The following is a 296-nucleotide window of genomic DNA, read 5'->3' as shown; positions in this document are numbered from 1 at the left end:
TTACGATCCGGCACGCTACTATGGAAAACCTGATACTCCATTCAGCCAGTTGAAGCTGAACGAAATCGGCTCATGGTTCGGTCGCCGCAGCAAGACTCCCTCTGCTGTAGCCGGAGCTTTCAGTCGAGCCTGGTGGAGATGGCAACATAAGTACGTACAACCTAAGAAGGTTGGCATGGCTCCATTCTATCAACTACTAGTTGGCAGCATGGTCTTCTTCTATGCCATCAACTATGGAAGAATTAAGCACCACAAGAACTACAAATACCACTAAAGAACAGATTCTGTACCTGTTG

General features: G+C 47.3%; 1 protein-coding gene. It reads left to right on the top strand.

The genetic code is table 11. The features are described 5' to 3' along the window. Positions 1-274, top strand: a 274-nt coding sequence (locus F0U44_RS23880; protein WP_149730576.1) for a hypothetical protein, incomplete at its 5' end; no start/stop codon positions are given. Positions 275-296 lie beyond the last annotated feature (22 nt).

The sequence above is a fragment of the Nocardioides humilatus genome (genome assembly GCF_008373755.1).
Lineage (GTDB): Bacteria > Actinomycetota > Actinomycetes > Propionibacteriales > Nocardioidaceae > Nocardioides > Nocardioides humilatus.
This window is presented reverse-complemented; position numbering and strand designations above follow the sequence as displayed.